This window comes from Vibrio palustris, assembly GCF_024346995.1.
Taxonomy (GTDB): Bacteria; Pseudomonadota; Gammaproteobacteria; order Enterobacterales; family Vibrionaceae; genus Vibrio; species Vibrio palustris.
This window is the reverse complement of record NZ_AP024887.1, coordinates 2,487,785-2,514,218: the sequence shown is the minus strand read 5'-3', so window position 1 is coordinate 2,514,218 and position 26,434 is coordinate 2,487,785. Positions and strand designations below refer to the sequence as shown.

Sequence of the window (26,434 nt, the reverse complement as noted above, 5' to 3'; positions counted from 1 at the left end):
AAGAAAATATGTCTCAGTCTGTCAGTGATAGCCTGTTTCCGTTAGTTGGGCCGCAACTCGGTATTTTGTTTGCCGACCAGCTATCCGAAATAAAGAACGAGTTTAACGTTGCACATTACATTGATATTCAAGGAAAGGTTGATATTGATGTTTTAACGACAGCGATTGAGTTGGGGGTGTCGGAAGCAGATACTCTACATAGCCGATATATTGAGGAACAAGGTCATTGGTATCAGACACTTTGTGATACTCAGGTGGTGAGTCAATTTGTTGAGCAATATGATTTTTCTCAGAGTGCGGATCCTCTTGAATCTGCTCTAGAATGGATGAAAAGCGAGTGTGCTCGCGCGGTTGATATTGAACAACCTGACACACCGCTTTTTCGGCATTGTTTAATTCAAGTGGGGACTGACCAACAGCCTCGTTGGTATTGGTATCAGCGCTATCATCATATTGCGGTTGATGGGTTCAGTTTTACTGCACTTACGCAACGTATCGCCAAGATTTATCACAGTTTAATGCATGGTAACTCTCATGAGCCAACGCCGTTTATCTCTTTTAAAAAAGTGATTGATGAGTATCAGATTTATAAAAATTCTGAAAAGTATCAGCAGGATAAGGCTTTTTGGTTAGAATACGTAAAGGCTCTGGAAGCGCCGCTACGTTTAAGTTATCGAGAGCGTATGGACACATCTTCCGGGGTTATTCGCCATGTTGTTCCGTTAACTGAGCATCTGCTGGCTCCCATTGAGGATAATTTACTCCCCTCTGAAACCGCCATGGCTTTGGTTTTTGCGTATCTGGCTCAGCAAACAAATCGTACTCAGATAACCCTTGGTTTCCCCTTTATGCGTCGTTTGGGTTATGTGGCGTTAAATGCGACTGGCCCAGTCGTCAATGTATTGCCAGTCTCGCTGACGATTACCGCGGATCTCACTTTGCCGGATATTGTTAGAGCGCTCAAAAAAGAACTCAGGCAGGTTAAACGGCATCAACAGTACGAAGTTGAGCAGATTAAACGCGATATTGGTCAGGTCACTAGCCCATTGTACGGTCCTGTTCTCAATTTAAAATTATTTGATGATGCATTGAGTTTTGATCATGTAGCGGCGCAGACTCATGTGATTGCCACAGGACCGATAGACGATATTGAATTTTCGCCTGTTATAAAAAGCGATCAGTGCAGCCTTGAGTTATCCGCGAACGCGAATTTATATACTGAACAACAATTGGCGTTATACGCACAACAATTTAACGATTTTACTCAGCAATGGTTAAGTCAGCCTGAGTGCGCACTAAAAAATATTGTCTGGAAGGATGAAGCAACAAAGTCGCTTATTACGGCTCATGGCAGTGGCCCAGTGCAGTCTATGCGGTTTTCATCAATAGTCTCTATCTTTGCTGAGCAAGTAACACAGTATCCAAATCGAACTGCCGTCATCTTTCAAAATCAGAGCCTGACATTTAAGCAATTGAATCAAAAAGTTTCATCATTAGCTGCAGGATTAACACAGCAGGGCGTTGTGAAAGGAGACACGCTATGCGTGGCGCTTGAACGTAGTGAGCAAGTGATAATTACCATGCTGGCAGTGATGCGTGTTGGTGCCGTGTATTTACCGATAGGTGTCAATTACCCTCAAGAGCGTATTCGGGCGATTCAAGCCCAGTCTTGTCCTAAGGCCTGTTTAGTTGAGTATCGAAATAGGCTCGATATTAAAATGCCACAATGGGATATTCACGAGCTATCTCATAGTGGCCATGAGCCGTTTGATGCACCATTACCAGAAGCATCGTCAACGGCCTATATTCTGTTTACCTCTGGCTCAACAGGAAAGCCCAAAGGTGTCATGATTACCCATGGCTCATTAGCTAACCTTGCCGAGCATCACAAACACTATAGTTTCTCCGACTTACTGCTGCATTCTGTCGCTCCGATTCGTGCCGCTCATACTACGGCCTTTGTGTTTGATGCGGCGTGGGAGCAGATTTTATGGATGATATGGGGACAAACGTTGGTGATTTATGATGATGAGGTGAGACGCGATGCGTTTGAGCTCAATCAACGTATTAGCCAAGATGAAATTGATGCGTTGGATTTATCTCCTTCATTATTCACACAAATGCTTGATGCTGGGCTTATGGATCAGCCGCACTCGCCGGTTTATGTCATGGTAGGAAGTGAAGCCATTCCGTCATCGTTATGGGAGCGAGTTCGCCAGTACCCAGGATTAAACGTCCAGAATTTCTATGGGCCAACTGAATATACGGTGGATGCTCTCAGTGCCTCATTTTCTGATGATGCTTCCCCTGTCATTGGGCGGCCTATCACGAATACTGAGGTTTATGTGCTTAATGAGTTGCTTGAGCCTGTTCCGGTCGGAGTCCTTGGTGAGTTGTACGTCAGTGGCGCTGGGTGTGCGCAAGGTTATCTTAATGAGCGCGCCATGACTGCTGAGCGTTTTGTTGCCAACCCATTTATTCCTGGTGAACGAATGTATCGCACTGGGGATTTGGTCCGTTGGTATGAAACAGGGCAATTGGCTTATGTTGGACGTAGTGATGATCAGGTTAAAGTTCGTGGTTATCGTATTGAGTTAGGGGAGGTAGAGAAAGCGCTTCATGGGCTACCTCAGGTGGCGAATGCCGTGGTGATAACTGAAAAGTCTTATTCAGACAATCGGTTAGTAGCATACTGCACATTAACATCATGCGGCGACGGTACCCGCGAAAAGGAACTACTACATCAGTTAGGAAAAAGGGTGCCCGATTACATGGTACCGTCTGCGCTGTGTATTCTTGATGCATTTCCGCTGAATGTGAATGGAAAAATAGATAAGAAATCACTTCCCATCATAGAGCGTCAACAGAGCACGCATGTCGGTTCGCAACCTGTGACTGACAATGAAATTGCTTTATGCGATGTCGTACAAATTCAGTTAGGGTTACAAGATGTTGTCGTGGAAGACGATTTTTTCGCGCTGGGCGGAGACAGTATTTCCGCAATGGCGATAACGACCCAGTTAAGAAAAGCGGGGTTAGTCCTTAAAGCGAAAGATATTTTTGAGCATGGCACATTAAAAACCATTGCGGAAACGATTTATCCAGAGGCGAGTGTCGTAGAGACAAGCCGCGAACACGCGGATCATTTTTCGTCACTTTCCGTGGATAATATGTCACGTTTTGTCGAGCGTTATGGCGACATAGATACGATTCTTCCCACATTACCCTTACAACAAGGGCTGGCCTTTCAATCTCAATTAAAAGATGCAGGCAATAATTATAACTCTACCACGCAGATGACATTGGTCGGTGAGTTTGATGTGCAGCGCTTTCAGCATGCTTTAGATTGCATCATTCGTAAACATACTCAGTTATGGGCTAGGTTTGATAGTGATATTTTGGGCGAGTCGGTGCAAGTGATACCTCAATTACCAGCAGGGATTACAACGCTTTGGCCGATACATCAAGTCAGTCTTAATGGCTTAGCTGATGCGGAACAATCTGCGCAGTTAGTCGAGATTGAGACAAGCGAAGCGGCCCGATTCTTTGAGATAAATAATCCAGATATCCCCTTACTCTATGCTTGCGTGGTACATCATCACGACAATCAGCATACGGTCATTATTTCCATGCACCACTTAATTGTGGATGGGTGGTCAACGCCGATATTGATGAATGACTTCTTTGCAGCGTATCGTGAAGGCCGAATACACAAGGTGTTACAAACCAGTTATGCTCAAGTTGTGAATCAGCTTGCTGCTCGTGAGAAAGAGCCTGCACGTCAATTATGGCACACACAGCTTAACGGGGTGACGCCGACCTTGGCTTATGATGGTGAAGTTAACCTTCAGCCGATTAAGGAAGTGCCAGTCAAGCTGGACCGGCAATTAACAGAGCGTATTAACCAATTATGTCGGCGTGAAGGCTTAACATTAAACTCCCTGATGCAAGGAGTATGGGGAGTCTTGCTTGGTCTTATGACAGGAAAAGAAGAGGTGGTATTCGGAACCCCCATCTCCGGCCGATTTACCCATATTGAAGGCGTTGATGAGCATATCGGGTTATTTACAAACACTATCCCCATTCGGCTCAATCTTAAGCCACATGTGTCGTTAATAAAACAATTGGTAGAAGTGCAGAGCCAGCAAATCCAGTTATTAGAGAACGATGTCCTGGGGTTAAGTGACATTCAACAAATCGCTGGCGGAGAGACACTATTTGATACCATGCTATCAGTAGAAAATTATCCGAATACCGAGCATTGGTTTGAGAGGCAGCATGCTGGGTTACGTTTAGTCGGTCTTGATAACCGTGGTTATACCCATTTCCCACTGACTGTTTTTGTTGTTCCCGGTGAACAACTTGAGATATTAGTGGCGTATCGCCATCAAAAATATGATCCACATCGTTTGGCTGAGCAACTGGAAACCTTATTAAAGGCGGTCGTTGAAGCTCCTCATCGTGCCCTATGCCAATATCCATTGTTGACAGAGCGCGATGCCAATCAATTGTTTCACGTGAATCATACGCATACAGAAGTACCGCATACGACACTTCGCGATTTAATGAGAGCCCAAGCCAAACAAACCCCAAATGCCGTGGCATTATGTGATATTGAGCACCGACTGACTTACCGTGAAGTGAGACATCAGGTCTCTCTACTTGCTCAGCAATTGCACTACGATGGTGTGTGTGGTGGTGATATTGTGGCAGTGGCGTTACCGCGCAGCGTTAAACTCAGTATCGCGCTCAATAGTGTTCTAGACGTTGGCGCAGTGTACTTACCTTTGGATGTGACTTATCCAACGGAGCGTCTACTTGATATGGTTGAGGATGCCAAGCCAACGGTCATTATTACAACTTCTGATTATCGCGAGCTCTACGCCCCTTATACGCAGGTGATTGTGTTTGATGATCTCTATGATGAGGTCGGTCAACCACAGCTTGCGATGGATGCCGACGTTAAGCCAGAGCAAGGTGCATATATCATTTATACCTCAGGGTCTACTGGTCGTCCTAAGGGCGTATTGGTGTCCCATCAAGCCATCGTTAATCGCTTATTATGGATGCAGCATGAGTATCCACTGAACAAAAATGATGTGGTGTTGCAGAAAACGCCCTGTAGCTTTGATGTCTCAGTATGGGAGTTTTTCTGGCCATTGATTCAGGGGGCGCAATTGATGATGGCTCCGCCAGAATCACATAAAGATCCTGATGCGTTATTATCGTTGATCGAAGATTATCAAATCACAACACTGCATTTTGTTCCATCGATGCTGGCGGCATTTATGGCCTATGTGAAAAGTCGAGTGGTGGCCGGTGAACCTGTGGCCGAGAGCCTAAAAAGAGTATTTTGTAGCGGTGAAGCGCTAACGAAAGAGTTATCACAACTCTATGGTCAATATCTATCGGCGCCGTTACATAACTTGTATGGCCCGACGGAAGCGGCGGTTGATGTCACGTACTGCCCAGCTTTTGGTCCTTCGTTAACCGAGGGGGACGGTAATGGCGTTCCGATAGGACTTCCGGTTTGGAATACTCAACTGCGAGTGTTAGATAATTGTTTACGTGATGTTCCTATTGGAATTCCTGGGGAGCTGTATTTGGCTGGTCAACAGTTAGCAATGGGGTACCTCAATCGCCATGCTTTGACTGCTGATCGATTTATTGCCGATCCGAGTGGTAATGGGCAACGCCTATATCGGACAGGAGATATTGTACGTTGGTTGCCATCAGGCAAAATTGATTATCTTGGGCGTAACGATGATCAGCTTAAAATTCGCGGACAGCGAATTGAGTTGGGCGAGATTGAACACTGTCTGAGTGAGCTTCCTGGTGTCAAGCAGGCGATCGTGTGTGCGAAGTCATTCGTTGATTCCACTACGATGGAAGGGGCGGATAACCGTCAGTTGGTTGGCTATATAATCACTTCGTCCTCTGATGTGGATGGCTCGGATCTAAGAGACATCATGAAGACTCAGCTGCCTGCACATATGATTCCTGTTGCGATCGTGGTTTTGGACGAGTTTCCATTGAGTGTTAATGGCAAGTTGGATCGTAAAGCCTTGCCACTTCCTTCGGTTAGCGGAGCTAAGCATGGCCGACAGCCAGAAACCGCGTTGGAATGTCAACTCGCGAAATTGTTTTGTGCCATCCTTGAGCAGCCCTCGGTCTTGGCAAATGATGACTTTTTTGCTTTAGGTGGTCATTCCTTACTATGTATGCGCTTAGCGGCTGACATTCGTCAAACGCTCAACGTATCTATCGGTGTGGGGGACATCATGATAGCGCCAACAGTTGCTGGTTTGGCTAAAACACTCACGCATGAAAAGGCCGCACACGCAAGAGCCGGTCATGAACTAGTGTTACCCATTCGCCAAGGTAAGGGAGCTCCCTTGTTCTGTATTAATCCCGCGTCTGGATTTGCATGGCAGTACACAGGCCTACAAAAATATTTACAGGGTTCATTTCCTATCATTGGCTTACAGTCCCCGCGGGAAAACGGTCCAATTGCCGACTGTGATGATATGGCATCGGCGTGTGAACGGTATTTCGAGCAGCTACGGCGAATTCAGCCTTCTGGTCCCTATCATCTAATGGGGTACTCCTTCGGCGGTAACGTTGTACATACACTGGCAGCAAAGTTAGAAGCTCTGGGAGAACACGTCGCTTTTATTGCTCTATTTGATACCTATCCAACCGAAGTGCAGGACTGGAATGCGCCACTCGATGTAGAAGAAATCGAACAAGAGAAAGCGCTCTTTATGAATGCGAATAATGCTTATCCGATGGATAGTGATATGAACCGCGAGCGGGCTGACATGTTGCGTGACATAGAAGCGAACTACGAGGATGCAGTGGCCGTGATGATGAGGGCTTCCACGCCAACGTACTCTGGGCCTGTTCATCTTTTTGTGGCGAATAAAACGTTACCAGATTTTGACATTAAGACGGTTTGGGCGCCTTTTGTTGGTGAGCTAACCGAGCATTATATGGATTGCCGTCATCAGGATATTTTAGCGCCTGCATCATTGAGCAAAGTCGGCCCTCGTCTTAATAAGTTGCTCTCTTGCTGTCCAACCCTTGACTAAAACAAAGTGGACCAGCGTCCTCTTGGGGATGTTGGTCCGCTTTTAATGATAAGATTAATGAAATTATGAAAAAACCTTCCTTTTTAGTAGATTTCTCTCTACTTAGACAAAACCGTGATTTTAGAATGGTATTTATCGCTCGTCTGGTGTCAGTGCTGGGGTTAGGTATGATGACGGTTGCGGTGCCAGTACAGGTCCATTTATTAACCGGGTCGACGCTGCAAGTGGGCGTGATTATGGCGTTAGATGGGATTGGCATGTTCATTGGCTTACTGCTCGGTGGCGTGCTAGCCGATCGTTATGATAGAAAAAAGCTGATTATTTTTGCGCGCGGGACTTGTGGTTTAGGATTTGTCGCTTTAGCACTCAATAGTGTTGTGGCTTCGCCTTCTTTAGTGGCTCTGTACCTATTATCGGCATGGGATGGATTCTTTGGGGCACTCGGCATGACGGCGCTAATGGCGTGCATGCCGGTGATTGTTGGTAGAGAAAATGTTCCGTCCGCCGCGGCGTTAAGTATGCTGACCGTACGCATGGGCATGGTGTTATCTCCAGCAATCGGTGGCTTTGTTATTGCGGCTGGAGAGGTGAGCTGGAACTATGGCCTTGCCGCCTTGGGAACGTTAGCCACGCTTATTCCGTTGCTTCAGTTACCGAGTATGAGAGCAGAACATCCACGTAATGAATCACCATTACAAGCATTAGGTGAAGGCGTTAGTTTTTTGTTTAATCATCGATTAGTGGGGAGTGTCGTCGCGTTAGGTACGCTGGAAACCCTCGCCACAGCGGTAAAAGTTATTTTCCCAGCGTTAGCGTTAGTGACATTCGGTGGTACCGCAGCTGATGCTGGACTGATGTATGCAGCGATGCCTTTAGGCGCGATGGTGGGAGCGTTGACGTCCGGTTGGTTACAAACAACGCGTAAACCCGGCTGGGTAATGATACTGAGTACGCTGGGGACATTTCTCTGTATTACTGCCATTGGACTGGCCGCTCATTATTTATTATTACTCTTCGTTTTAGTCATTTATGGTTATTTAGGCTCGGTCACATCGATCATTCAGTATTCTTTAGTACAAGGTCATACTCCAAATCATTTACTTGGCCGAGTAAGTAGCTTGTGGACCGCGCAGGACGTGACAGGAGACTCCATTGGCGCTCTTGGTATGGGGGCGCTAGGGAAAGTCTTCGCTCCTGTTGCCTCTGCCATGATATTTGGGTTAGGAGCACTGGGTCTTGGAACCGTGATGGCGGTAGGCTTTAAGTCATTGCGTCAGGCTCGATTATTTGATCCAGACTTAATGCCAGAAGAGAACAAAGAAGATAAATCCACAGTGACCGCTTAACATAACACGCAATCAGGCCATGTGCCTGATTGCAATCTCCTTCGATGACTCGCAAGCTATTGCTATCTTGTCTAAAGTTTGAACGTGTAATAACGGCATTATTAACCTGTTCACCAATCTTATCGCTTAAGTAGCACTTCACTTGTGAGTGTTCATTATGCCTAACTCTTATCTTTATATTGATATTTAATAACAACCCACTTCGGGTATCGTCACTGTCAATGTATAGTATTTCAAACGAATATTTTTCTGATTATTAAATGGTTTAATTAAATGAATAAGTCATTACTGGTATGTTCAGTGGCTGCATTATTATGTGCGTCAGTTCCTAGTCATGCCAAACTTACGCCTACGAGCATGGATACGGTAATAGTGACGGCGAATCGCTTTCCTCAACAAGAGCGTACGGCTCTTGCTAATATCGATGTGATTACCCGCAGAGACATTGAGCAGTCACAAGCGAAAAGTTTACCGGATGTGCTGTGCCGTTTAACGGGAGTGCAAATCTCGCAAAATGGTGGGCGAGGGCAACTAGCGAGCCTCTATGTGCGCGGAACAGGACCATCACAAGTGTTAGTCCTGATGGATGGTGTGCGTTTAGCTCGCTCTGCGAAAGGGGCGGTGGATTTTAATCAAATACCGCTGAATTACGTTGATCATATTGAGTACGTGCGCGGGGCTAAGGCCTCTCTCTATGGCTCTGAGGCCATCGGTGGCGTCATCAATATCATAACGGTGGCGCGTTCGCGTCAGCAGATAACCAAAGTCAATGTTGGTTTAGGCAGTTTGGACTACAAACAAATTGGCGGTTCGACGGGAGTCGCGACGTCTGAGAATGGTCAATTGAATATGGCAGTGAGCCATGAGGCCGATGATGGCTATAACGTTCATCCTGTGCCTGGCATTAATGATGGCGATAAACATGGTTTTAAAAGTAATAATGGCTTAGTAGGGTATACCCATGATGTGACCGAACAACTCTCACTGTTTGCGAATGGCCGGTTGTTTAAAAACACCTACCAATACGACTCTTCATTTGGTTCGCGTCAATATATGGAAGCCGAGAAAGAAGATCAGTCTTGGACATTGGGGGGAGCATTCAATGGCCAGCAATATCGCTCGTTATTGCAGTTTAATTATCAGCAGCAAAAGCAGTGGGATTATCAACAAAAGCTTGGTAAGGCATCGTCTGGTGCCACCAAAGATCGCGTCACGCAAAGCGTCGCCAAGTGGTCGAATAGCTTTGAAGTGAATCAGGGACTCACCCTCGCTGGTGGAGTTGATTGGCGTCAGTCAGGTTATAAAAACTTGCAAACCAATCGCGAGTACACGCGTGATAACACCGCGGTATATGCACTAGTGACATCCGACATTGATCAATTACGCTTACAAGCCAGCGGACGCATTGATGATAACGAAGCGTTTGGTCAAGACGAGACTTACAATATCGCGGCAGGCTATCGCTTTATTCCTGAGTTGGCGCTACGAGCCTCATATGGCACTGGCATTAAAGCGCCAAACTTATATGAGTTGTATGACCCAACTTATGGTAATGAAGGTTTAACGCCGGAAACATCGAAAAGCTATGAATTAGGTGTCTATGGGCGTGTTTATGATGTCTATTGGTCGGTGACTGGTTACGATAATAAGATAACCAATCTACTAAGCTATGATCCCAGCACTTATGTGTCCAAAAATATTAATGGGCAATCGCATATTAAAGGGATCGAAGTAGAAGCCAACTTTCGGACTGGAATTGTCGATCATCAGCTGAGTGCTGATATTAAATCGCCCAAAGATAAAGATGGCAAACAATTGGTGCGCCGATCTCGACAAATTTATAAGTGGAATACTACTACTCACTTTGATGATATCGATTGGGTCGTGAGTTATATGTGGTTTAGTCGTCGGCCAACTTCTACCGCTCATGTTGATTTAGCCAGTTACGCCTTAGTGAATACGTCGATTAATTACTACGTGACAAAGAAGGTGACGCTGAGTGGACGCATTGCTAACTTACTTGATAAGGAATACGCCACGGCCGCAGGTTATCCAGCGGCTGAACGGGCCTACTATATGAATATGGGTTATCAATTTTAACTATTAACCGCCTTCGGGCGGTTTTTTTATCGTATTTTGACCGTTGCAGCAGAAAAAAGAGCGAGTATCATTAATGCGTTTTTTCTAGTGAGAATAATTTGTGACGACTCGACCCAAAGTACTGATTTTTGATTCTGGTGTAGGTGGGCTGTCTGTATATCAAGCCATCGTAGAGCATTTACCACAATTATCGATAGTGTATACCTTCGATAATGAAGCATACCCATACGGAGAGCTTGAGCAGGACGTATTAATTTCGCGAGTGACCAGCATTGTCGTATCAGCTGTTGTAAAAGAATCGATCGACTTAGTCGTGATTGCGTGTAATACCGCTAGCACTATTGTTTTACCTTCTTTACGTGCTGAACTTTCTATACCTGTTGTCGGAGTCGTTCCTGCTATTAAACCTGCATCATTACTTTCAAACTTAGCCGTGGGTTTGATAGCAACGCCAGCAACAGTAACTAGGCAGTATACCCATGACTTAATACAAGACTTTTCGCCGCATCAACCCGTTGAATTATTAGGCTCAACACGGTTGGTCGATATGGCAGAAGCAAAGCTACGAGGTTATACCATTGACTTACAAGAATTGAATTGCATTCTTGCACCACTGCGCCAAAAAATTGATGTTGCTGTTCTTGGGTGTACACATTTCCCTTTAATAAAAGATGAAATTCAGACGGTATTAGGTAAAGAGGTTTTACTAGTAGATTCTGGAAAGGCTATTGCGAGGCGAGTTGCGCAGTTGTTAATGCTAGACATTGGTCGGATATATAAAGGCAAGCGCGAGAAACATAAAATAATGTCCAGTACCATTCCCTGGGAAGAAATGGCACTGAACGTAGAACTAGACAAGTTAGGATTTGGCGTTATTCAAAACTGTCCGTTCCGGAGGGATGTTTAGGATCGTTGGCTACTCGTACTTTTAAAGTACGCTGCATGTAGTCAGCTTCATTAAGCGCATTAATGGTTTGGTCGGCACTAGCAGAAGACATAACGACAAAACCAAAGCCGCGTCTTTTGCCAGTACGCTTATCTTTCATTAATCGTACAGCGAAGACATCACCATGTTCTGCAAATAAATCGCGCACATTGGTTTCATTCGCTTTATAAGGCAAGTTCCCCACATAAAGAGTAGTCGTGGACATGTTGTCACTAGTAGGTTCTTCATGTTGAGGAGCCGGTGTCTTTTTCGTCCACGTAAACACCAACGCGGTTAATACGACACCAATAAGGAAACTGATTGCGGGCGACACGGAAACCTGAGAAAAAAGGATTGCGCCTATCAGTGCTAAAACTACGGTAATTAATATATCTTTAGTAAAGTTCATATCGAATACTACTTATTCTGAAGAAAACAATAAGGGAAAATATCTACTATTCACAAAATAGATATATGAATAGTACGTACATGCTTGGGATTTTTCCAATAGATTGCTGTGACTACCTTCAAATGTTCATATTTTATTCGTAATTTATTGCTTTGATGCCTTTTTGAGCGAACAAAATAAAAAAGCGAAAAAACACTTGTCATAATTTCTAGTCTCCCTATAATGCCGCCTCACCGACACAGAGTAAGACGAATATTACGAAGTGGCTTAGGAAACTAAGTAATCGGGCTTGAGAAAAAAGTTTAAATAAACTCTTGACTCAAACAAATTAAAGCGTATTATACGCACCCCTAGCAACGACGCTTTATGCAGTTCGAAGCTAAGGAAAAGCTCTTTAACAATTTAAACCTATCAATCTGTGTGGGCACTCGTTGATGATAATCAATAGTTTCTTCGGAAACAAAATTGGTTTCAATGAACTGAGTGACCAATCGAGATTAACTTCGGTTAGTCTTGGCACAGTCAATTCATTATCATTCTGTTGGAATGATAATAGCTTTAAGATTACATGTTTGTTTTTAACAAATATTAGTTTTGAAGTCAGTATTCATTGAGCCGAAAAAACTTTAATTGAAGAGTTTGATCATGGCTCAGATTGAACGCTGGCGGCAGGCCTAACACATGCAAGTCGAGCGGTAACATTTCTAGCTTGCTAGAAGATGACGAGCGGCGGACGGGTGAGTAATGCCTGGGAAATTGCCTTGATGTGGGGGATAACCATTGGAAACGATGGCTAATACCGCATAATGCCTTCGGGCCAAAGAGGGGGACCTTCGGGCCTCTCGCGTCAAGATATGCCCAGGTGAGATTAGCTTGTTGGTGAGGTAAGAGCTCACCAAGGCGACGATCTCTAGCTGGTCTGAGAGGATGATCAGCCACATTGGGACTGAGACACGGCCCAAACTCCTACGGGAGGCAGCAGTGGGGAATATTGCACAATGGGCGCAAGCCTGATGCAGCCATGCCGCGTGTATGAAGAAGGCCTTCGGGTTGTAAAGTACTTTCAGCAGTGAGGAAGGGGTAACGTTGAATAGACGTTATTCTTGACGTTAGCTGCAGAAGAAGCACCGGCTAACTCCGTGCCAGCAGCCGCGGTAATACGGAGGGTGCGAGCGTTAATCGGAATTACTGGGCGTAAAGCGCATGCAGGTGGTCTGTTAAGTCAGATGTGAAAGCCCGAGGCTTAACCTCGGAATTGCATTTGAAACTGGCAGGCTAGAGTACTGTAGAGGGGGGTAGAATTTCAGGTGTAGCGGTGAAATGCGTAGAGATCTGAAGGAATACCAGTGGCGAAGGCGGCCCCCTGGACAGATACTGACACTCAGATGCGAAAGCGTGGGGAGCAAACAGGATTAGATACCCTGGTAGTCCACGCCGTAAACGATGTCTACTTGAAGGTTGTGGCCTTGAGCCGTGGCTTTCGGAGCTAACGCGTTAAGTAGACCGCCTGGGGAGTACGGTCGCAAGATTAAAACTCAAATGAATTGACGGGGGCCCGCACAAGCGGTGGAGCATGTGGTTTAATTCGATGCAACGCGAAGAACCTTACCTACTCTTGACATCCAGAGAACTTTCCAGAGATGGATTGGTGCCTTCGGGAACTCTGAGACAGGTGCTGCATGGCTGTCGTCAGCTCGTGTTGTGAAATGTTGGGTTAAGTCCCGTAACGAGCGCAACCCTTATCCTTGATTGCCAGCACGTAATGGTGGGAACTTCAGGGAGACTGCCGGTGATAAACCGGAGGAAGGTGGGGACGACGTCAAGTCATCATGGCCCTTACGAGTAGGGCTACACACGTGCTACAATGGCGCATACAGAGGGTTGCCAACTTGCGAAAGTGAGCGAATCCCAAAAAGTGCGTCGTAGTCCGGATTGGAGTCTGCAACTCGACTCCATGAAGTCGGAATCGCTAGTAATCGTGAATCAGAATGTCACGGTGAATACGTTCCCGGGCCTTGTACACACCGCCCGTCACACCATGGGAGTGGGCTGCAAAAGAAGCAGGTAGTTTAACCTTCGGGGGGACGCTTGCCACTTTGTGGTTCATGACTGGGGTGAAGTCGTAACAAGGTAGCGCTAGGGGAACCTGGCGCTGGATCACCTCCTTAATACGAAATGATTATTGCGATGAGTGTTCACACAGATTGATATGGTTTAGACAAAGCAAAAGAGTATCTTAGTGTCCCGTTCGTCTAGAGGCCTAGGACACCGCCCTTTCACGGCGGTAACAGGGGTTCGACTCCCCTACGGGATACCATTGGGTCGTTAGCTCAGTTGGTAGAGCAGTTGACTTTTAATCAATTGGTCGCAGGTTCGAATCCTGCACGACCCACCATTCCTTCCATGGGAATTAAAATACAATGGGCGATTAGCTCAGTTGGGAGAGCACCTGCCTTACAAGCAGGGGGTCACTGGTTCGAACCCGGTATCGCCCACCACTCTCTAAATATTTTTGGATCTTTCTTCCAAACCACTACCGAAACGTGCGTGGTTGGAATTTGTGACGCTGAAAATCTTTAGAAAGTGTATTTTATAAGAAAATACTCTGCTCTTTAACAATTTGGAAAGCTGACAAAATAATCGTATTTAGCGATAAATATGAATTATTTGTAAAAGTTCTCAATGTTTGTTGTATCGCTTGATACCAACAAACACCAAACACATTCAAGTGTTCTTGGAAAATCATACTCTATTAATAGAGTGTGTATTCAAAATTGAGTCCGGCAATATCGAGTCTGCAACATGTATAAAAATGCAGACAAACCTTGGTGACTTTGTTCATCAATCCAAAACTTTTTTGGGTTGTATGGTTAAGTGACTAAGCGTACACGGTGGATGCCTTGGCAGTCAGAGGCGATGAAGGACGTATTAACTTGCGATAAGCGTAGATGAGGCAGTAAAAGCCACTCGAGTCTACGATTTCCGAATGGGGAAACCCAACTGCATAAGCAGTTATCGTTGCGTGAATACATAGCGTAACGAGGCGAACCGGGAGAACTGAAACATCTAAGTACCCCGAGGAAAAGAAATCAACCGAGATTCTGGAAGTAGCGGCGAGCGAAACCGGATTAGCCCTTAAGCTTTTTATGCGTCAGGTGAAGTGTCTGGAAAGGCACGCGATACAGGGTGATAGCCCCGTAACCGGCAACGTATTTAAGGTGAAATCGAGTAAGGCGGGACACGTGATATCCTGTCTGAATATGGGGGGACCATCCTCCAAGGCTAAATACTCCTGACTGACCGATAGTGAACCAGTACCGTGAGGGAAAGGCGAAAAGAACCCCTGTGAGGGGAGTGAAATAGAACCTGAAACCGTGTACGTACAAGCAGTAGGAGCCTCTTTTATGGGGTGACTGCGTACCTTTTGTATAATGGGTCAGCGACTTATATTCAGTGGCAAGGTTAACCGTTTAGGGGAGCCGTAGCGAAAGCGAGTCTTAACTGGGCGCACAGTCTCTGGATATAGACCCGAAACCGAGTGATCTAGCCATGGGCAGGTTGAAGATTGAGTAACATCAATTGGAGGACCGAACCGACTAATGTTGAAAAATTAGCGGATGACTTGTGGCTAGGGGTGAAAGGCCAATCAAACTCGGAGATAGCTGGTTCTCCCCGAAAGCTATTTAGGTAGCGCCTCGGACGAATACTACTGGGGGTAGAGCACTGTTAAGACTAGGGGGTCATCCCGACTTACCAACTCTTTGCAAACTCCGAATACCAGTAAGTACTATCCGGGAGACACACGGCGGGTGCTAACGTCCGTCGTGGAGAGGGAAACAACCCAGACCGCCAGCTAAGGTCCCAAATTATTACTAAGTGGGAAACGATGTGGGAAGGCTCAGACAGCTAGGATGTTGGCTTAGAAGCAGCCATCATTTAAAGAAAGCGTAATAGCTCACTAGTCGAGTCGGCCTGCGCGGAAGATGTAACGGGGCTAAGTAATAAACCGAAGCTGCGGCAATATTCCTTTTGGAATGTTGGGTAGGGGAGCGTTCTGTAAGCCGTTGAAGGTGGATTGAGAAGTCTGCTGGAGGTATCAGAAGTGCGAATGCTGACATGAGTAACGATAATGGGGGTGAAAAACCCCCACGCCGGAAGACCAAGGGTTCCTGTCCAACGTTAATCGGGGCAGGGTAAGTCGACCCCTAAGGCGAGGCTGAAAAGCGTAGTCGATGGGAAACGGGTTAATATTCCCGTACTTCTTACAATTGCGATGGGGGGACGGAGAAGGCTAGGTGGGCCTGGCGATGGTTGTCCAGGTTCAAGTGCGTAGGCTGAGTATTTAGGTAAATCCGGATACTCATTAGGTCGAGACACGACGTCGAGCACCCAAGGGTGTGAAGTCATTGATGCCATGCTTCCAGGAAAAGCCTCTAAGCTTCAGATTGTAAGGAATCGTACCCCAAACCGACACAGGTGGTCGGGTAGAGAATACCAAGGCGCTTGAGAGAACTCGGGTGAAGGAACTAGGCAAAATGGTACCGTAACTTCGGGAGAAGGTACGCTCTATATAGGTGAAAAGACTTGCTCTTGGAGCCGAAAAGAGTCGCAGATACCAGGTGGCTGCAACTGTTTATTAAAAACACAGCACTGTGCAAAATCGTAAGATGACGTATACGGTGTGACGCCTGCCCGGTGCCGGAAGGTTAATTGATGGGGTTAGACTTCGGTCGACGCTCTTGATCGAAGCCCCGGTAAACGGCGGCCGTAACTATAACGGTCCTAAGGTAGCGAAATTCCTTGTCGGGTAAGTTCCGACCTGCACGAATGGCGTAATGATGGCCACGCTGTCTCCACCCGAGACTCAGTGAAATTGAAATCGCTGTGAAGATGCAGTGTACCCGCGGCTAGACGGAAAGACCCCGTGAACCTTTACTACAGCTTGGCACTGAACATTGAACCTACATGTGTAGGATAGGTGGGAGGCTTTGATATGCAGACGCTAGTTTGCATGGAGCCGTCCTTGAAATACCACCCTTGTAGTTTTGATGTTCTAACTTGGTTCCCTTATCGGGAATGAGGACAGTGCCTGGTGGGTAGTTTGACTGGGGCGGTCTCCTCCCAAAGAGTAACGGAGGAGCACGAAGGTGGGCTAATCACGGTTGGACATCGTGAGGTTAGTGCAATGGCATAAGCCCGCTTAACTGCGAGAATGACAATTCGAGCAGGTGCGAAAGCAGGTCATAGTGATCCGGTGGTTCTGAATGGAAGGGCCATCGCTCAACGGATAAAAGGTACTCCGGGGATAACAGGCTGATACCGCCCAAGAGTTCATATCGACGGCGGTGTTTGGCACCTCGATGTCGGCTCATCACATCCTGGGGCTGAAGTCGGTCCCAAGGGTATGGCTGTTCGCCATTTAAAGTGGTACGCGAGCTGGGTTTAGAACGTCGTGAGACAGTTCGGTCCCTATCTGCCGTGGGCGTTGGAGAATTGAAAGGGGCTGCTCCTAGTACGAGAGGACCGGAGTGGACGAACCTCTGGTGTTCGGGTTGTGTCGCCAGACGCATTGCCCGGTAGCTAAGTTCGGGATCGATAACCGCTGAAAGCATCTAAGCGGGAAGCGAGCCTTGAGATGAGTTCTCCCTGGCGCTTTAAGCGTCCTAAAGGGTTGTTCGAGACTAGAACGTTGATAGGCAGGGTGTGTAAGCGTTGTGAGGCGTTGAGCTAACCTGTACTAATCGCCCGTGAGGCTTAACCATACAACACCAAAAAGGTTTTGTAACGGACTCAATATGAGTACTTGAGTGTGTGAGAACGGCTTTTATAGCCACAAAAACAGCTTTCCAGATTATTGTTATGGCCTTTGGGCGATAACAGAAAGAATTTGCTTGGCGACCATAGCATTTTGGACCCACCTGATCCCATGCCGAACTCAGAAGTGAAACGAAATAGCGCCGATGGTAGTGTGGGGTTTCCCCATGTGAGAGTAGGTCATCGCCAGGCTTTAATATCGCTTGCTTGATGAAAAATCAAGCAAGTCACCATAAAGTTTTAAATTTTTAGAATTTTATGTTGACTTTCAAAGTGTAACGCGTACTATACGCACCTCGCTTAAGTACTTCGGTACAGAAAGCCAAGCTCTTTAATAATTTAAACCTATCAATCTGTGTGGGCACTCGTTGATGATAATCAATAGTTTCTTCGGAAACAAAATTGGTTTCAATGAACTGAGTGACCAATCGAGATTAACTGAGTTAATCTTGGCACAGTCAATTCATTATCATTCTGTTGGAATGATAATAGCTTTAAGATTATATGTTTGTTTTTAAACAAATATTAGTTTTGAAGTCAGTATTCATTGAGCCGAAAAAACTTTAATTGAAGAGTTTGATCATGGCTCAGATTGAACGCTGGCGGCAGGCCTAACACATGCAAGTCGAGCGGTAACATTTCTAGCTTGCTAGAAGATGACGAGCGGCGGACGGGTGAGTAATGCCTGGGAAATTGCCTTGATGTGGGGGATAACCATTGGAAACGATGGCTAATACCGCATAACGCCTTCGGGCCAAAGAGGGGGACCTTCGGGCCTCTCGCGTCAAGATATGCCCAGGTGAGATTAGCTTGTTGGTGAGGTAAGAGCTCACCAAGGCGACGATCTCTAGCTGGTCTGAGAGGATGATCAGCCACATTGGGACTGAGACACGGCCCAAACTCCTACGGGAGGCAGCAGTGGGGAATATTGCACAATGGGCGCAAGCCTGATGCAGCCATGCCGCGTGTATGAAGAAGGCCTTCGGGTTGTAAAGTACTTTCAGCAGTGAGGAAGGGGTAACGTTGAATAGACGTTATTCTTGACGTTAGCTGCAGAAGAAGCACCGGCTAACTCCGTGCCAGCAGCCGCGGTAATACGGAGGGTGCGAGCGTTAATCGGAATTACTGGGCGTAAAGCGCATGCAGGTGGTCTGTTAAGTCAGATGTGAAAGCCCGAGGCTTAACCTCGGAATTGCATTTGAAACTGGCAGGCTAGAGTACTGTAGAGGGGGGTAGAATTTCAGGTGTAGCGGTGAAATGCGTAGAGATCTGAAGGAATACCAGTGGCGAAGGCGGCCCCCTGGACAGATACTGACACTCAGATGCGAAAGCGTGGGGAGCAAACAGGATTAGATACCCTGGTAGTCCACGCCGTAAACGATGTCTACTTGAAGGTTGTGGCCTTGAGCCGTGGCTTTCGGAGCTAACGCGTTAAGTAGACCGCCTGGGGAGTACGGTCGCAAGATTAAAACTCAAATGAATTGACGGGGGCCCGCACAAGCGGTGGAGCATGTGGTTTAATTCGATGCAACGCGAAGAACCTTACCTACTCTTGACATCCAGAGAACTTTCCAGAGATGGATTGGTGCCTTCGGGAACTCTGAGACAGGTGCTGCATGGCTGTCGTCAGCTCGTGTTGTGAAATGTTGGGTTAAGTCCCGTAACGAGCGCAACCCTTATCCTTGATTGCCAGCACGTAATGGTGGGAACTTCAGGGAGACTGCCGGTGATAAACCGGAGGAAGGTGGGGACGACGTCAAGTCATCATGGCCCTTACGAGTAGGGCTACACACGTGCTACAATGGCGCATACAGAGGGTTGCCAACTTGCGAAAGTGAGCGAATCCCAAAAAGTGCGTCGTAGTCCGGATTGGAGTCTGCAACTCGACTCCATGAAGTCGGAATCGCTAGTAATCGTGAATCAGAATGTCACGGTGAATACGTTCCCGGGCCTTGTACACACCGCCCGTCACACCATGGGAGTGGGCTGCAAAAGAAGCAGGTAGTTTAACCTTCGGGGGGACGCTTGCCACTTTGTGGTTCATGACTGGGGTGAAGTCGTAACAAGGTAGCGCTAGGGGAACCTGGCGCTGGATCACCTCCTTAATACGAATGATTATTGCGATGAGTGTTCACACAGATTGATATGGTTTAGAAAGTTAAGAGCACCTTAGTGGGTCTGTAGCTCAGCTGGTTAGAGCGCTCGCCTGATAAGCGGGAGGTCGGTGGTTCAAGTCCACTCAGACCCACCAATTTCTGCTTCATGCGTTTGTTTGAAAATGAAATTGACCAAGATGGGGCTATAGCTCAGCTGGGAGAGCGCCTGCCTTGCACGCAGGAGGTCTGCGGTTCGATCCCGCATAGCTCCACCATCTTTAAGCACATTGGTGTGCAGTGTTCTTAAAAATGGTGTCTTTGTAAAAAGATACACATTGCTCTTTAACAATTTGGAAAGCTGACAAAATAATCGTATTTAGCGATAAATATGAATTATTTGTAAAAGTTCTCAATGTTTGTTGTATCGTTTGATACCAACAAACACCAAACACATTCAAGTGTTCTTGGAAAATCATACTCTTTTATAGAGTGTGTATTCAAAATTGAGTCCGGCAATATCGAGTCTGCAACATGTATAAAAATGCAGACAAACCTTGGTGACTTTGTTCATCAATCCAAAACTTTTTTGGGTTGTATGGTTAAGTGACTAAGCGTACACGGTGGATGCCTTGGCAGTCAGAGGCGATGAAGGACGTATTAACTTGCGATAAGCGTAGATGAGGCAGTAAAAGCCACTTGAGTCTACGATTTCCGAATGGGGAAACCCAACTGCATAAGCAGTTATCGTTGCGTGAATACATAGCGTAACGAGGCGAACCGGGAGAACTGAAACATCTAAGTACCCCGAGGAAAAGAAATCAACCGAGATTCTGGAAGTAGCGGCGAGCGAAACCGGATTAGCCCTTAAGCTTTTTATGCGTCAGGTGAAGTGTCTGGAAAGGCACGCGATACAGGGTGATAGCCCCGTAACCGGCAACGCATTTAAGGTGAAATCGAGTAAGGCGGGACACGTGATATCCTGTCTGAATATGGGGGGACCATCCTCCAAGGCTAAATACTCCTGACTGACCGATAGTGAACCAGTACCGTGAGGGAAAGGCGAAAAGAACCCCTGTGAGGGGAGTGAAATAGAACCTGAAACCGTGTACGTACAAGCAGTAGGAGCCTCCTTTGTGGGGTGACTGCGTACCTTTTGTATAATGGGTCAGCGACTTATATTCAGTGGCAAGGTTAACCGTTTAGGGGAGCCGTAGCGAAAGCGAGTCTTAACTGGGCGCACAGTCTCTGGATATAGACCCGAAACCGAGTGATCTAGCCATGGGCAGGTTGAAGATTGAGTAACATCAATTGGAGGACCGAACCGACTAATGTTGAAAAATTAGCGGATGACTTGTGGCTAGGGGTGAAAGGCCAATCAAACTCGGAGATAGCTGGTTCTCCCCGAAAGCTATTTAGGTAGCGCCTCGGACGAATACTACTGGGGGTAGAGCACTGTTAAGACTAGGGGGTCATCCCGACTTACCAACTCTTTGCAAACTCCGAATACCAGTAAGTACTATCCGGGAGACACACGGCGGGTGCTAACGTCCGTCGTGGAGAGGGAAACAACCCAGACCGCCAGCTAAGGTCCCAAATTATTACTAAGTGGGAAACGATGTGGGAAGGCTCAGACAGCTAGGATGTTGGCTTAGAAGCAGCCATCATTTAAAGAAAGCGTAATAGCTCACTAGTCGAGTCGGCCTGCGCGGAAGATGTAACGGGGCTAAGTAATAAACCGAAGCTGCGGCAATATTCCTTTTGGAATGTTGGGTAGGGGAGCGTTCTGTAAGCCGTTGAAGGTGGATTGAGAAGTCTGCTGGAGGTATCAGAAGTGCGAATGCTGACATGAGTAACGATAATGGGGGTGAAAAACCCCCACGCCGGAAGACCAAGGGTTCCTGTCCAACGTTAATCGGGGCAGGGTAAGTCGACCCCTAAGGCGAGGCTGAAAAGCGTAGTCGATGGGAAACGGGTTAATATTCCCGTACTTCTTACAATTGCGATGGGGGGACGGAGAAGGCTAGGTGGGCCTGGCGATGGTTGTCCAGGTTCAAGTGCGTAGGCTGAGTATTTAGGTAAATCCGGATACTCATTAGGTCGAGACACGACGTCGAGCACCCAAGGGTGTGAAGTCATTGATGCCATGCTTCCAGGAAAAGCCTCTAAGCTTCAGATTGTAAGGAATCGTACCCCAAACCGACACAGGTGGTCGGGTAGAGAATACCAAGGCGCTTGAGAGAACTCGGGTGAAGGAACTAGGCAAAATGGTACCGTAACTTCGGGAGAAGGTACGCTCTATATAGGTGAAAAGACTTGCTCTTGGAGCCGAAAAGAGTCGCAGATACCAGGTGGCTGCAACTGTTTATTAAAAACACAGCACTGTGCAAAATCGTAAGATGACGTATACGGTGTGACGCCTGCCCGGTGCCGGAAGGTTAATTGATGGGGTTAGACTTCGGTCGACGCTCTTGATCGAAGCCCCGGTAAACGGCGGCCGTAACTATAACGGTCCTAAGGTAGCGAAATTCCTTGTCGGGTAAGTTCCGACCTGCACGAATGGCGTAATGATGGCCACGCTGTCTCCACCCGAGACTCAGTGAAATTGAAATCGCTGTGAAGATGCAGTGTACCCGCGGCTAGACGGAAAGACCCCGTGAACCTTTACTACAGCTTGGCACTGAACATTGAACCTACATGTGTAGGATAGGTGGGAGGCTTTGATATGCAGACGCTAGTTTGCATGGAGCCGTCCTTGAAATACCACCCTTGTAGTTTTGATGTTCTAACTTGGTTCCCTTATCGGGAATGAGGACAGTGCCTGGTGGGTAGTTTGACTGGGGCGGTCTCCTCCCAAAGAGTAACGGAGGAGCACGAAGGTGGGCTAATCACGGTTGGACATCGTGAGGTTAGTGCAATGGCATAAGCCCGCTTAACTGCGAGAATGACAATTCGAGCAGGTGCGAAAGCAGGTCATAGTGATCCGGTGGTTCTGAATGGAAGGGCCATCGCTCAACGGATAAAAGGTACTCCGGGGATAACAGGCTGATACCGCCCAAGAGTTCATATCGACGGCGGTGTTTGGCACCTCGATGTCGGCTCATCACATCCTGGGGCTGAAGTCGGTCCCAAGGGTATGGCTGTTCGCCATTTAAAGTGGTACGCGAGCTGGGTTTAGAACGTCGTGAGACAGTTCGGTCCCTATCTGCCGTGGGCGTTGGAGAATTGAAAGGGGCTGCTCCTAGTACGAGAGGACCGGAGTGGACGAACCTCTGGTGTTCGGGTTGTGTCGCCAGACGCATTGCCCGGTAGCTAAGTTCGGGATCGATAACCGCTGAAAGCATCTAAGCGGGAAGCGAGCCTTGAGATGAGTTCTCCCTGGCGCTTTAAGCGTCCTAAAGGGTTGTTCGAGACTAGAACGTTGATAGGCAGGGTGTGTAAGCGTTGTGAGGCGTTGAGCTAACCTGTACTAATCGCCCGTGAGGCTTAACCATACAACACCAAAAAGGTTTTGTAACGGACTCAATATGAGTACTTGAGTGTGTGAGAACGGCTTTTTATAGCCACAAAAACAGCTTTCCAGATTATTGTTATGGCCCTTTGGGCGATAACAGAAAGAATTTGCTTGGCGACCATAGCATTTTGGACCCACCTGATCCCATGCCGAACTCAGAAGTGAAACGAAATAGCGCCGATGGTAGTGTGGGGTTTCCCCATGTGAGAGTAGGTCATCGCCAGGCTTGAATTTAGACATAGTGCTGCGTGCAGCGTTATGGAAAAACCAGTTTGCGGAGCGGTAGTTCAGCTGGTTAGAATACCGGCCTGTCACGCCGGGGGTCGCGGGTTCGAATCCCGTCCGTTCCGCCATTAAGTTTTAAAGCCTCGTTCTTATGAACGAGGCTTTTTTTTCGTCTATAACTTTTCTATCTTGTCTCTAGTGGCTCAGTATTACTGCAGTCATATCAGTAATGCCCTTATGATGAGCAGCCTTCACTTTTTTATAACGAGTGGTTACTGCAAGATGAGAGCAATGTAATGTCACTATCAAGATATTAGGGATTAAAAAAACCCAGCTTACAGAGCTGGGTTTTTTTATCGATTTGTATGTCTAATAGTTTATCGTTGTAACACTTTATCAGTCAGTTCTTTTTTCTCTGAGTCAGATAGAAAACTCATCGCTAAACCATTCATTTGCAATTGACGTAGTTGCGTTTGATTAAGACCCGCTTGAGCCGCAGCTACGGTATATTCATATTCCAGCTCAATACCCTCGACGGCTGGATCATCAGTATTGAGACTTGCCATGATCCCGCTATTTAAGAATGTTGTTATCGGGTGACTTTCAAGAGAAGCTATGGTGCTGGTTTGGATATTCGAGGTTAAGCATGACTCAATACCAATACTATGTGTGGCCAAGTATTCAAGTAGGCTGGTATCTTCTACTGCTTTAACACCATGACCAATACGCGTTGCTCCTAAGTCATTAATCGCTTGCCAGATGCTTTCTGCGCCTGCTGCTTCGCCAGCATGTGTTGTCACCTGCAAGCCGGAATTACGCACTTTCTTGAAGTGTTCAACAAATTGATTGCCTGGTTGGCCTAATTCGTCTCCAGCAAGGTCGACAGCGACAAAGTGGTTTTGGTATGCCAGTATGGAGTTAAGTTCTTTTAAGCACGCCTGTGTGCCAAAGGTGCGGCTCATAATACCAATAAGGTTGGCTTGGACATCAAAATCACGAATACCAGCTTGAACACCATCAATTACCGCTTCTACAACCCCTTCTAATGGTAAGTTGTGCTCTAGCGCCATGTAATAAGGAGAAAAGCGTAGCTCTGCATAATCGATATTAGCACGCAGTAAGTCTTCAACATTCTCATAGGCGACTCGACGGCATGCATCTAGGTTACCAAGAACCTTTACTCCCCAATCTAGTTTTGACAGAAAAGCCATGAGAGATGGTTCGTTTTCTACTACTTGGACAAATGGAGTCAGCGCATCAACAGTATTGGCAGGAAGATCCAGATTAAATTGCTGGCCAAGTTCGAGAATCGTACTGGTACGAATATTACCATCTAAATGACGGTGGATATCCGTTAAAGGAAGGTCTTTACTGATCATGAGTGGTTTCCTAGTCGAAATTTACCCGTCAGTATAAGAATCGTAACGCACTCTGTCAGCACTATTCTCATTTTCAACTAGGAAAGAGTAAAAGGCAGCGCTCGGATGGACTGCCTTGGTCGCTGGATCAGTAAAGCTCTTTGAGTTTACGGGTAAGGGTATTTCTGCCCCATCCAAGCACTTTTGCCGCTTCTTGTTTATGGCCGTTAGTGTGAGTAAGCGCAGCTTCTAGTAAGATGCGTTCAAATTCCGGGAGCGCATAAGATAAAATATCTGTCTCTCCTTCAGAAAGAGAAGACTTTGCCCAAGACTCTAATTGCTTTTGCCAACTGTGGTCACTTTCAACCTCGGTGTTTTTCTTACCCGACAAGACTTCCGGCGGGAGGTCGTTAGGTAATACTTCTGTGCTGGTCGCCATTACGGTAAGCCAACGACACATGTTCTCTAATTGACGTACATTGCCTGGCCACTCTAGGTGAGTCAGCATTTCGAGCGTCTTAGGATGCAGTGTTTTCATTTCTACACCGAGCTCATCGGCGGCGGAGGCTAAAAAGTGTTTGGTCAGCTTTTCAATATCTTGTCGACGTTCTCGCAATGCTGGAATTTGAATACGAATCACATTCAAACGGTGGAATAAGTCTTCTCGAAATTGTCCCTTATTGACGAGTTTTTCTAAGTTTTGATGCGTTGCTGCGACGATTCGCACATCGACTTTTATCGCAGAATGACCACCGACACGGTAAAATTGCCCTTCGGCTAATACACGGAGTAGACGAGTTTGGATATCTAAGGGCATATCACCAATTTCATCTAAAAACAGTGTGCCACCATTGGCCTGCTCAAAGCGCCCTTGCCTGACATTATTCGCTCCAGTAAAGGCTCCTTTCTCATGCCCAAACAGCTCAGATTCAATCAAGTCTTTAGGGATGGCGGCCATATTCAGTGCAATAAATGGGTTTTTAACGCGAGGACTATGTCGATGTAACGCGTGTGCGACGAGTTCTTTACCTGTTCCGGATTCACCATTAATAAGCACAGAGATGGAAGAGCGCGAAAGACGCCCGATAGCACGAAACACTTCTTGCATCGCAGGCGCTTCACCTATGATTTCAGGAGTATCATCAGCGGCTTGTAGATTAGCGGTTTGTTCTTTACGTTGCTCGTGGCTATGAGAGATTGCTCGTTCAACCAGCGTAAGTGTTTCATCGACATCAAACGGCTTGGGAATATATTCAAAGGCACCTTTTTGGTACGCATTAACTGCGGCATCCAGATCGGAATGCGCGGTCATAATGATAATCGGTAAATCAGGTGAGGTTCTGTGTACTTGATTTAACAGCTCTAAACCATCAATACCCGGCATGCGAATGTCTGATACGAGTACATCAGGCGTTTCTCGCTCTAACGCTAATAATACGCTTTCTGCATCAGAGAACGTTTCGCATTTGATATTCGCAGAAGAAAGGGTTTTTTCCATAACCCAACGAATTGAGCTGTCATCGTCGACAACCCACACGTATCCTTTACTCATAATGTTA

At 46.7% G+C, this 26,434-nt stretch carries 7 protein-coding genes, 6 tRNA genes and 6 rRNA genes; 16 read left to right on the top strand and 3 right to left on the bottom strand.

All coding sequences use genetic code 11. The features are described 5' to 3' along the window. Window positions 1–8: 8 nt before the first annotated feature. From OCU30_RS11725 to murI, 4 genes are all read left to right on the top strand, one after another. A complete protein-coding gene (locus OCU30_RS11725; protein WP_077315520.1) occupies window positions 9–7,091 on the top strand; it encodes a non-ribosomal peptide synthetase in 7,083 nt (2,360 codons plus the stop codon). 65 nt (window positions 7,092–7,156) lie between these two features. Then, window positions 7,157–8,437: an enterobactin transporter EntS gene (gene entS, locus OCU30_RS11720; RefSeq protein WP_077315521.1), complete on the top strand. Its 1,281-nt coding sequence runs from the start codon at window positions 7,157–7,159 to the stop codon at window positions 8,435–8,437. A gap of 273 nt (window positions 8,438–8,710) precedes the next feature. Then, complete coding sequence (gene btuB / locus OCU30_RS11715) at window positions 8,711–10,537, top strand: TonB-dependent vitamin B12 receptor (protein ID WP_077315522.1); 1,827 nt, start codon at window positions 8,711–8,713, stop codon at window positions 10,535–10,537. A gap of 100 nt (window positions 10,538–10,637) precedes the next feature. Then, complete coding sequence (murI, locus tag OCU30_RS11710; protein ID WP_077315523.1) at window positions 10,638–11,444, top strand: glutamate racemase; 807 nt, start codon at window positions 10,638–10,640, stop codon at window positions 11,442–11,444. On the opposite strand, the gene OCU30_RS11705 is transcribed toward murI, so the two are convergent. Beyond that, on the bottom strand, window positions 11,410–11,871 hold the full coding sequence (locus tag OCU30_RS11705; RefSeq protein ID WP_077315524.1) for an RNA recognition motif domain-containing protein: 462 nt from the start codon (window positions 11,869–11,871) through the stop codon (window positions 11,410–11,412). The genes murI and OCU30_RS11705 overlap by 35 nt on opposite strands. Before the next feature lie 627 nt (window positions 11,872–12,498). Here OCU30_RS11705 and OCU30_RS11700 point away from each other — a divergent pair. From OCU30_RS11700 to OCU30_RS11645, 12 genes are all read left to right on the top strand, one after another. Then, window positions 12,499–14,039: ribosomal RNA gene (locus OCU30_RS11700) — 16S ribosomal RNA — on the top strand. A 73-nt stretch (window positions 14,040–14,112) separates the two neighbouring features. Continuing rightward, window positions 14,113–14,188, top strand: a tRNA-Glu gene (locus tag OCU30_RS11695). A 2-nt stretch (window positions 14,189–14,190) separates the two neighbouring features. Next, window positions 14,191–14,266 (top strand) — tRNA-Lys (locus OCU30_RS11690). A gap of 27 nt (window positions 14,267–14,293) precedes the next feature. Then, window positions 14,294–14,369, top strand: a tRNA-Val gene (locus OCU30_RS11685). Between the two features lie 370 nt (window positions 14,370–14,739). Further along, a 23S ribosomal RNA gene (locus tag OCU30_RS11680) occupies window positions 14,740–17,633 on the top strand. Window positions 17,634–17,761: 128 nt separating this feature from the next. Then, window positions 17,762–17,877, top strand: a 5S ribosomal RNA gene (gene rrf / locus OCU30_RS11675). A 372-nt stretch (window positions 17,878–18,249) separates the two neighbouring features. After that, window positions 18,250–19,790 (top strand): 16S ribosomal RNA (locus tag OCU30_RS11670). A 69-nt stretch (window positions 19,791–19,859) separates the two neighbouring features. Further along, window positions 19,860–19,936, top strand: a tRNA-Ile gene (locus tag OCU30_RS11665). A gap of 44 nt (window positions 19,937–19,980) precedes the next feature. Next, window positions 19,981–20,056, top strand: a tRNA-Ala gene (locus OCU30_RS11660). A 322-nt stretch (window positions 20,057–20,378) separates the two neighbouring features. Then, window positions 20,379–23,272, top strand: a 23S ribosomal RNA gene (locus tag OCU30_RS11655). A gap of 130 nt (window positions 23,273–23,402) precedes the next feature. Next, a 5S ribosomal RNA gene (gene rrf / locus OCU30_RS11650) occupies window positions 23,403–23,518 on the top strand. The 16S, 23S and 5S rRNA genes sit together here with 6 tRNA genes alongside, the layout of an rRNA operon. Before the next feature lie 50 nt (window positions 23,519–23,568). After that, window positions 23,569–23,645: transfer RNA gene (locus OCU30_RS11645), tRNA-Asp, on the top strand. A gap of 249 nt (window positions 23,646–23,894) precedes the next feature. Here OCU30_RS11645 and add read toward each other — a convergent pair. Both add and glnG read right to left on the bottom strand, forming a co-directional pair. After that, the gene (gene add, locus OCU30_RS11640) at window positions 23,895–24,896 is read right to left on the bottom strand and encodes an adenosine deaminase (protein ID WP_077315199.1); all 1,002 of its coding nucleotides are present in this window, start codon (window positions 24,894–24,896) and stop codon (window positions 23,895–23,897) included. 127 nt (window positions 24,897–25,023) lie between these two features. Beyond that, window positions 25,024–26,427 (bottom strand): nitrogen regulation protein NR(I), encoded by a 1,404-nt coding sequence (gene glnG, locus OCU30_RS11635; protein ID WP_077315198.1) that lies wholly within the window; start codon window positions 26,425–26,427, stop codon window positions 25,024–25,026. Between the last annotated feature and the right edge of the window lie 7 nt (window positions 26,428–26,434).